Consider the following 9,414-nt stretch of genomic DNA (forward strand, 5'->3'; position numbering starts at 1 on the left):
GCATTGACCGAGCCGCGCGTGGCGGCGCGCTGGTTCGCATGGCCGGCCAACCTGTGGCTGGACCTCTTTCCGCTGGCGGCCACGGGCGTGGCGATCCTCCTCTTGCGCAGCCTGTGGGACCGACACGACCGGCGGCCGTTCCTGCTCGCCGTCGCGCTGTTCCTGCTCGGCTATGCCGGCCTCGTCATCAGCCTCTGGCCCGACGTCGTGCCCTACCACGCCAGCATCTGGCAGGCCGCCGCCGACGAGGCGACGCTGAGATTCGCCCTCCTGGGGATCGTCGTCGTCCTGCCGCTCGTGCTCGCCTACACGGCGCACGCCTACAGGGTTTTTCGCGGCAAGACCGTCCCGGATGCGCACGGAGGCGATGCCGCGGCTCACGGCCATGCCGGCCGGCGGACCGCGGCGCTCGGCACCGATCTCCACCTCTCCTGATCCGCGCGCCGGCGCGCGTCGCCTGCATCCCTCTCATCCCGCACGGACCAGGAGGCTCGCGATCCATGACACGCAGGTCCGGGCGCGGCGCGGTTATGGCGGTCTTGATCCTGGGGTCCCTCGGCCTGGGCTTCGGGTTCATGCGCCACCGCGAGAACGCCGCCCCTCAAGAGCCGGCAGCCCCTCCGCCCCCCGTTCCGGTCGTCACCGCGACGGTCAAGCAGGAGGACGTGCCGATCATCCTCAAGGGCATCGGCACGGTCCAGGCCCTGAACCGGGCGGCGATCCGCAGCCAGGTCACCGGCTACCTCGAGAGCGTCGCCTTCACCGAGGGGCAGAGCGTCCGGCGCGGCGACGTCCTGGCCCGGATCGATCCGCGCATCTACCAGGCCAGGCTCGGCACCGCGCAGGCCCAGCTCGGGCGCGATCAGGCCCTGCTGACGAACCGGCAGACCAACCTCCAGCGCAACGAGCCGCTGCTGCAGCGCGGCTACGCCACCGAGCAGTCGGTCACCGGCGAGAAGGCCCAGATCGCCCAGTCCGAGAACGCCGTGAAGGGCGATCAGGCCGCCATCGATTATGCCAGGACGGAACTCGACTTTGCGACCTTGCGGGCTCCGTTCGACGGCGTCACCGGCATCCGGCTGATCGACATCGGCAACGTCGTCCAGCCGTCCGACCCGGGCGGCGTCGTGGTGCTGACCCAGGTCCAGCCGATCAGCGTGATCTTCACCCTGCCGACGGACGAGATCCCGCAGGTTCAGGCGGCCTTGGGCCGCGGCCCGGTCCCGACCACCGTCTACGACCAGGCCGGCACCCGGAAGCTCGACACCGGCTCCCTGCTGCTGATCGACAACGAGGCCCAGCCGAAATCCGGCACGGTCAGGCTCAAGGCCAATTTCCCCAATGCCGAGCGCCAGCTCTGGCCGGGGGCCTTCGCGAATGTCGAGATCACGACCTCGATCGTCAAAGGCGCGCTGACGATCCCCACCGACGCCGTGCAGCAGAACGACAAGGGACCGTTCGTGTTCGTCGTCGGCGACGACCACACGGTGTCGATCCGTCCGGTGCAGGTCGGTCAGCGGGTCCGCGGCGTCGCGCTGATCGCGGAGGGGGTGAAGGCCGGCGAGACGGTGGTGGTCCAGGGCCAGTACAACCTCGTACCGGGCAAAGCCGTGGTCGCGGCCAGCCCCGATCAGGTCTCAGACACCACGACCGCCAGCGCCGGGATGCTGCCATGACCCTCTCGGCCGGCTTCATCACGCGCCCGATCGCCACCGCCCTGATGATGGTCGCGGTCGTGGTGCTGGGCGCGATCAGCTACATGCTCCTGCCGGTCGCGGCCCTGCCCGACATCGACTCGCCGACCTTCCAGGTGACGGCCCAGCTGCCCGGGGCCGACCCGAACACCATGGCCTCCTCCGTCGCGACGCAGCTCGAGCGGCAGTTCGGCCAGATCCCCGGCCTCACCCAGATGACGTCGAGCAGCGGCGTCGGCTTCACGTCGATCACGCTGCAGTTCAGCCGCAGCCGCACCGTCGACTCGGCCGCCACCGACGTGCAGGCCGCGATCAACGCGACGCAAGGGCTGCTGCCGGCAAGCCTCCTCTCGCAGCCGTCGTACCGCAAGACCAACCCGGCCGACGCGCCGATCCTGCTCATCGCGGTCAGCTCGGACGTGCTGCCGATCATGACGGTCAGCGATTACGCCTATTCGATCCTGGCGCAGAAGCTCTCGCAGATGCCCGGGGTCGGCACCGTCGCCGTCGGCGGCCTCCAGCAGCCCTCCATCCGCATCCGGGTCAATCCGGCGCTGCTCGCCGCGGAGGATCTCGACTTCGAGACCGTCCGCACGGCCGTGTCGAACCTCACCGTCCTCCAGCCCAAGGGCCAGCTCTACGGCGGGCAGCAGGCCGTGGCCCTGGAGACGAACGACCAGCTGACGACGCCCGCCCAGTTCGCGGAGGCGATCGTCGCCTTCCGCGACGGCGCCCCCATCCTGGTGCGCAACATCGGGACCGTGGTGAAGGCGCCGCAGGACGTCACCCAGGGCGGCTGGAGCGGGCGGAAGCCGGCGGTCATCCTGGCGATCCAGCGCCAGCCCGGCGCCAACGTCGTGTCGACCGTGGACGACATCAGGCGAGCCCTGCCGCGCTTGCGCGCCTCGTTGCCGCCCGGCATCGACCTCGCCATCGTGTCGGACCGCACGGTGACGATCCAGGCGAGCATCAGCGATGTGCGCTTCACGCTGCTCCTGACCATCGCACTGGTGGTCGGCGTCATCGCGCTGTTCCTGCGCCGGCTCTGGGCGACCGCGATCCCGGCGATCTCCGTACCGATCTCGATCGTCGGCACCTTCGCGGTCATGTCCGTGCTGGGCTACAGCCTGGACAACCTGTCGCTGATGGCGCTCTCGATCGCGATCGGCTTCGTGGTCGACGACGCCATCGTGATGGTCGAGACCATCGTCCGCCACATCGAGGCGGGCGCCACGCCGCTGCAGGCGGCGCTCGACGGGGCGGGCGAGATCGGCTTCACCATCCTGTCGATCTCGTTCTCGCTCGTGGCCGTGTTCATCCCGCTGTTCCTGATGAGCGGCGTCGTCGGCCTGCTGTTCCGCGAATTCGCCGTCACGGTGGCGGTCTCGATCCTCGTCTCGGTCGCGGTCTCGCTGACCCTGACCCCGATGCTCTGCGCCAGGCTTCTCCCGGCCGGGGATGCACGGCCGCCGAACGGGGTCTCGGCCGCGCTCGAGCGGTTCTTCACCTGGCTGAACGCGCGCTACGATGCCGGCCTGACGATCGCGCTGCGCCACCGCCTGTTCACGCTGACGACGTTCCTGGGCACGGTCGCCCTGACCGGCTACCTGTTCTGGGTCATCCCGAAGGGGTTCTTCCCGCAGCAGGATACCGGCCTGATCATGGGGATCAGCGAGGCGGCCCAGGACGTCTCGCCGGACGGCATGAAGCAGCGCCAGCGGGCCGTGCTCGCCATCGTCGGCCGTGACCCGGCGGTCGCCAACGTGGTCGGCTATATCGGGCCCGGCGGCCCGACCGTGACCGAGAACGACGGCCGCGTCTTCATCCAGCTGAAGCCGGAGAGCGAGCGCGACGTGACCGCCGACCAGGTCATCGCGCGGCTCTCCGCGGCGTTGCGGCAGGTCCAGGGCATGACGCTCTACATGCAGGCGGCCCAGGACATCACCATCGGGGCGCGGCTGTCGAAGACGCAGTACCAGTTCACCCTGACCGATGTCGACAGCGACGCGCTCGCGCGGTTCGCCCCCAAGGTCCTGGCGGCACTGACGACGCTGCCCGAGCTGGCCTCGGTCGCCAGCGACCGGCAAGCGGCCGGCCGGACCCTGACGGCCGAGGTCGACCGGACCGCCGCCTCGCGCCTCGGGATCGACCCGTCGACCATCGACGCCACGCTCTACGACGCCTTCGGCCAGCGCCACGTCGCCCGCATCTTCACGGCCCTGAACCAGTACTACGTCATCCTGGAGGTCGACCCGCGCTACCAGCTCGGACCGGACGCCCTGCAGCGAATCCACGTCCGCTCGCAGAACGACACGTCGGTCCCGCCCAGCCAGATCGCCCGGCTCGTGCCGGGGGTCGCGCCGGTGGCGGTCAACCACCAGGGCCAGTTCCCCGCGGTGACCATCAGCTTCAACCTCGCGCCGGGCGCCACGATCGGCGCGGCGGTCGCGGCCGTGGAGAAGGCGGTCGCCGACCTGCACCCGCCGAAATCCCTCGCCAGCGGCTTCCAGGGCAACGCCCAGGCGTTCCAGACCTCGCTCGGCTCGACGCCGCCCCTGATCCTGGCGGCCCTGTTCGCGGTCTTCATCATCCTCGGCATGCTCTACGAGAGCACGATCCATCCGTTGACCATCCTGTCGACCCTGCCCTCGGCGGGCCTCGGCGCGCTCGCGACGCTGATGCTGACGGGGCGGCCGCTGGACATGATCGGCATCATCGGGATCATCCTGCTGATCGGCATCGTCAAGAAGAACGGCATCATGCTGATCGACGTCGCGCTCGAAGGGCAGCGGGAGCGCGGCCTCGACGCCGGGGCGGCCGCCCACGAAGCCTGCCTCCTGCGCTTCCGCCCGATCCTGATGACCACGATGTGCGCGCTGCTCGGCGGCGTCCCGCTGATGGTCGGCACCGGCACGGGCTCGGAGTTCCGCCAGCCGCTCGGCTACACCATCGTCGGCGGCCTGCTCGTGTCGCAGGTGCTGACGCTGTTCACCACGCCGGTGATCTACATCTACATGGACAAGCTCTCCGTCCTGCTGTCGCGCCGCCAAACGGGGAAGACGCGGGCCTCGGGCGCGGTGCAGCCGACCTGAGACCGGAGGCTGCGGGCCGGTCGCCGCGCCAAATCGATGGAAAGACGACCATCCCGCGCCGGCGATGTTGCAGCCGCCCTCGACGAGGATGCTCTTGCGCCCTGCCAAATCTCGGCGGTGATGTGGTGCCCTCGAACGACGTGGTCTACTCGGGAAGACGAAATCTCGCGGAAGCCGGTCCGTCATAGAGACGGTTCTCGGGATCGAACGCGCCGGCGAATGCGCGGCCGTTCGGCATCGTGGAACAGTCGAGGCGATGATCAAGCGTCTCCGTCACCGCGCAGGCCGCGGAGGCAGCCAGGGCACCGGGGAGGAGCCGGAAATCGCCCCGTTCGGGAGCCGTGAAGCCTGGATGGCCCTTGCGCCCGTGAGGCTCGATCCCGTGCTGCCGCATCAGGACGAGGGGAAAACCGGTGCTGCTGACGTCGTGGTCGAACTCGCTCGCAAGGTCGGGACGCTCGTGCCCCCGTTCGTCGACCGGCAGCCATCGGAAGCAGTCGAAGAACGGGAGCGTCCCGGTTTCGCCGGGATAGCGCGCGAGGTCGTCCCCGCGCACCAGGCCGCGCCCGCAGGCGCTCGCATCGAATGTCTCGGGCCGCGTGCGGCACAGGTCCGCGTCGGCGCCGGGCTCGCAGAACAGGAGGGCGTTGTTCCAGTGCCGGAGGTTCGCGGCCGCGCCGATTCCGGTCACGGGCGAGCGCAGGTACCAGCTGTTGTTGAACACGTAGATCGGGCCGCGCTCCGCGTAGCGGTAGGAATCGGGCGCGGCGCCGAGCGGCGGCAACGCGACCTTGATGACGCGGCCCTGGAGGCTCGCCTCGCAGGACTGTTCGCCAGGATCCATCCAGGTGACGGCACCGGATCGTCCGACGCTCTCAACCCCGACGGGGAGCCAGCGGGAGCGCGCGTAATCGAAGCGACGGTCGAGCTTCGGATCGAACGCCCCCGCGGCGGCCGGCTTCTCGACGGGCTGGCGGGAGCAGGGCGGCAGGGACGTGTCGCGTCCGGGGCGATCGATCGCCGGCACGTCGTCGAACCAGCCGCGGTTGCCGTAGACGTAGACCGGCCCGCCACCCATGTCGTCGAAGGAGAACCATGCGTGTGAGTTGACGATCCGGTTGCGGGCGACGCGCACGTCGGTCGCCCAGGTCTCCAGCTCGACCGGATTGTCGCGCACGTAGGCGAACAGGTTGTCGGTGATCCAGACGTCCTGGTTGAACGGGCAGCTCGCCGCCGACAGGGCTGAGGCCTTGAGCTCCTCGCAGGCGGCGGCCTTCAGCCGGACGCCGTTATAGGCCGACAGGACGGTGTTGCGGCGGAAGACGATCGGTCCCCGCACGTCGGCGCCGCCCAGCAGCGCGCCGTTGAAGTGGTCGTAGGCGCCGTGATGGGTCGCCCCCCAGGGAATGCTGCGCCAGATCACGCCCGCGCAGCCGAGCGCGCTGACCCGGCCGTCGCGGCAGCGGAACGGCCCCTCGCGCGTGAGGGCCGCCTCGTCGTAGCCGCTTGCGTCCTGCACCCAGGTGACGTCCTCGACGACGAGCGTGTCGGAGGGACGCTCCGGGCTGCCGCGTGCCGCGAGGCCGTAGCTGCTTCCGATGATCAGCGAGCGGCGCAGCGTGACGCGCCGGCTGCCGGTTGCCCGCACGGCCGCGAGCCAGCATCCCTCGAAGGCGAGATCCTCGACCGTGATGCCGTCCGCGCGGTCGATGTCGAGGCAGGCCGCGTCGGCGAGCCGCCCCGCATGCCCGATCGGCACGGCGAGCCGTGAGCGGCGGCTGCGATCCCGGTCCTCGGTCCGCTCGCCGGCCGGATCCGCGGCCGCCACGGTCAGCGCACCGAGGAGATCCGGCGACGGGGGAGCGATCGGCGGGGGTGCGGCGAGCGCCGTCCTGAGGTCGCCGCAGGGCTGCTCGATGTCGTCCTCCGGCATCGGGCAGCCGCGGATCTCGTCGATCGTCCGCCCGACCATGCGTGTCCGCGGGCCGAGCCCCCGCACGAGGATCGGCGGCACGTCCCGCCCGCCCGGTCCGGTCAGCACGACACGACGGCGATAGCGCGTCACCGCATCCGTCGCCGGGCTGTCGGCGAGGAGTTGCACGACGTCGCCCGGCTGCAATCCCCGCACGGCCTCCGTCGAGAACGCCGAGGTGTGCGGGGCGACGACGCGCCCGTCCGCGCCGTAGCCCGGGCCACCCCCCTCGGGTGTGACGTAGATCGTGCGCGCCGCCGCTGGCTGCGCCGCCAGGAGCAGGAGCGCGGCCGAGAGAACCAGCCCAGCCGGGACCATGCACGGGAGAGACCCCGCGCAACGGACCGGGCGGAGTTCCACCGCGGCGACCGGATCGTCGATGGTGCCCATCCGCGACGCCCTCGCTGGAGCCGGTGTCACTCGGCCGGTACCGGCTCGGCCTGCTTGGCCGCCTCCGCGCCGGCGGCCCGCGTCGCCGCCTCGTAGGCATCCCGATAGCCGCGGGCCACGGCCCGCACGCCCCGGCCGATATCGGCGTAAACCTCGTCGGGGAGGTTGGCGAGGGAGACCCGCAGGGACCAGTTGGGCGCCTCGAACCCCCCGCCATTGAGCAGCACGATGCCGTGCACCTCGGCGAGCCGGAACGCGAGATCGAGCGGGTGAACGGTGCGCTTCAGGTAATCGACCGCCTCTTCGCCGATGTTCTTGCGGGCCCAGAACTCGAAGTCGATCAGGCCGTAATAGGCATCGAAGTTCGGATTCGGCGTGATCTGCAGCCCCAGCCCCTCGATCATCGACCAGACGCGTCGGTTGACGATCGCCATGCAGGCATCCTGGTAGGCCTTCTTGTCGTCCATCAGCTCGGCGAGCGAGAACAGGCTCATCATCACCTGCTGCGGCAGGGACAGGCCGGCGGTGTGGTTGAGCGCGATGTCGCGGCTGTCCGCCACGATGCGGTCGATGAACTTGAGCTTGCGCGGCTCGAGCGTCAGCGGCCCATAGCGCTTGTCGAGGGCCGCCGTCACGTCGGCCGGCAGCCGCGCGATCATCCGGTCGAAGATATTGTCCTCGTGGATCGCGATCGTACCGAGGCGCCACCCCGTGCAGCCGAAATATTTCGAGAACGAATAAACGCCGATCGTATTGTTCGGCAGCTCGGCCATCAGCGACCGGAAATTATGCACGAAAGTTCCATAGACATCGTCGGTCAGGATCATCAGATCCGGCCGCTTGGTCTTGATCAGCCTGGTGATCTTGGCGACCGTCTCGGGACTCATTCCCATCCCGGTCGGATTGCCGGGATTGACGACGAAGAACGCCTTGACCTTGGGATCGAGCAGCTTGTCGATCTCCTCGTCGGTGTACTGAAACTTGTTCTCCTGCGGCGCCTTGATGTGCACGACGTCGAGCGCGTAATCCTCGAGATGCGTCATCTCGAGATAGGGGGTGAAGATCGGCGTGCCGAGCGCGATCGTATCGCCCGGGAGCAGCAGCCGGTTGGCCTTGAGCGACTTGAACAGGTAGCACATCGCCGCCGTACCGCCCTCGACCGCGTAGAGGTCGAACCGACCTGCCGGCTTGCGCGTCCCGCACATCGCCCACATCAGGTATTCGTGCACGATGCGTTCGTTATGGACGAGCATGCGGTCGGGCACGGGGTAGTTGTCGCCGACGATCGAGTCGACGAGTTCATGCACGAAGGCGTCGCGATCGAATCCGAAGGTCGTCACGGCGTAAGGCACCATGGCCTTGAGGAAGGCGGCACCGGGCTGGTCTGCCTGACGCTCGAGCCACGCGTCGAGCCGGCCGGCGATCCCGGCCGCCTGCGGCATGCCGCCGAGCCCCGCGGGATGGCTCATCACGCGCTTGCTCTCGCTCATCGCGAACTGGCCGAGCAGGAAGAACCCCTCGCGCGGCGTCGTCGCGACCCAGTTCGGATTGCCGCGCCCCGCGTTGAGGAAGGCCGACTGCGTTCGCCGCGACGTCTCCTTGGCGAGCTTGATCAACTCGTCCTTGATTTCGAATGGGCTGAGCGACTCGAAATTCTTCAGGTTCAGCACCTCAGTCATGATCGTCCTCCCGATGGCTGGGTCCTTTGTGACAACTGAAGTACGACTACCGTATCACTGGGAGCGAGCACGGCTCTGGCGACGGCAGAGCGCGTCTCAGTGCCGAAGGCGGGGTTCTCGGCTGTCCCGACGACACCAGCATCGTGCCGGATCCGGTCTGCATCACGACGATCGCCGACCCGATCATGCCGAGAATGCGGGCGACGACAGAGCTGACCGGGAGCGGTCCGACGAAGGCCTCGCCGAAGGGAGGCCCGGCCTGCTCGGGTGGACGGCATCGTCGCGAACATTGTGTCGGCCCGGCCGTGAGGAACGGGAGGTGTGCGGGCTCAGGATCGTCGTGGGGCCTGCTGACGGGCCGATCGGCCATGATGTCTCTCCCTGCTTGGCCGCTCGATCGAGGATGCGTCCCTGGAAGACGAAGACTGGGCGTGGACAGCCATGCTCAAAGCTCGCCCGATCGCGTCGCGGTCCAAAGGCACAGCGAAAGCAGCGTTTCTCAAAACGTCTAGGGCCTGTTGTCACTTGAACCTATTGCGGTCGTGAGCGTTTCCGCGCTTTGAGCGAGGAGACGCGATGCTGACGGA

General features: G+C 69.1%; 5 protein-coding genes. 3 read left to right on the forward strand and 2 right to left on the reverse strand.

All coding sequences use genetic code 11. The features are described from left to right. The 3 genes from EU555_RS35475 to EU555_RS35485 all read left to right on the forward strand — a co-directional run. A partial coding sequence (locus tag EU555_RS35475) for a cytochrome d ubiquinol oxidase subunit II (RefSeq protein ID WP_205821060.1) occupies positions 1-435 on the forward strand: 435 nt, incomplete at its 5' end. 65 nt (positions 436-500) lie between these two features. Continuing rightward, positions 501-1,676: an efflux RND transporter periplasmic adaptor subunit gene (locus EU555_RS35480; protein ID WP_245524655.1), complete on the forward strand. Its 1,176-nt coding sequence runs from the start codon at positions 501-503 to the stop codon at positions 1,674-1,676. Then, a complete protein-coding gene (locus tag EU555_RS35485; RefSeq protein WP_135420038.1) occupies positions 1,673-4,786 on the forward strand; it encodes an efflux RND transporter permease subunit in 3,114 nt (1,037 codons plus the stop codon). The genes EU555_RS35480 and EU555_RS35485 overlap by 4 nt, the downstream gene beginning before the upstream one ends. Before the next feature lie 145 nt (positions 4,787-4,931). Here the strand turns inward: EU555_RS35485 and EU555_RS35490 are convergent, their stop codons facing one another. Both EU555_RS35490 and EU555_RS35495 read right to left on the reverse strand, forming a co-directional pair. After that, positions 4,932-7,076 (reverse strand): hypothetical protein, encoded by a 2,145-nt coding sequence (locus EU555_RS35490; protein WP_245524656.1) that lies wholly within the window; start codon positions 7,074-7,076, stop codon positions 4,932-4,934. Between the two features lie 98 nt (positions 7,077-7,174). After that, a complete protein-coding gene (locus EU555_RS35495; RefSeq protein WP_135420040.1) occupies positions 7,175-8,827 on the reverse strand; it encodes a bifunctional aspartate transaminase/aspartate 4-decarboxylase in 1,653 nt (550 codons plus the stop codon). Between the last annotated feature and the right edge of the window lie 587 nt (positions 8,828-9,414).

This window comes from Methylobacterium nonmethylotrophicum, from assembly GCF_004745635.1.
Classification (GTDB): domain Bacteria; phylum Pseudomonadota; class Alphaproteobacteria; order Rhizobiales; family Beijerinckiaceae; genus Methylobacterium; species Methylobacterium nonmethylotrophicum.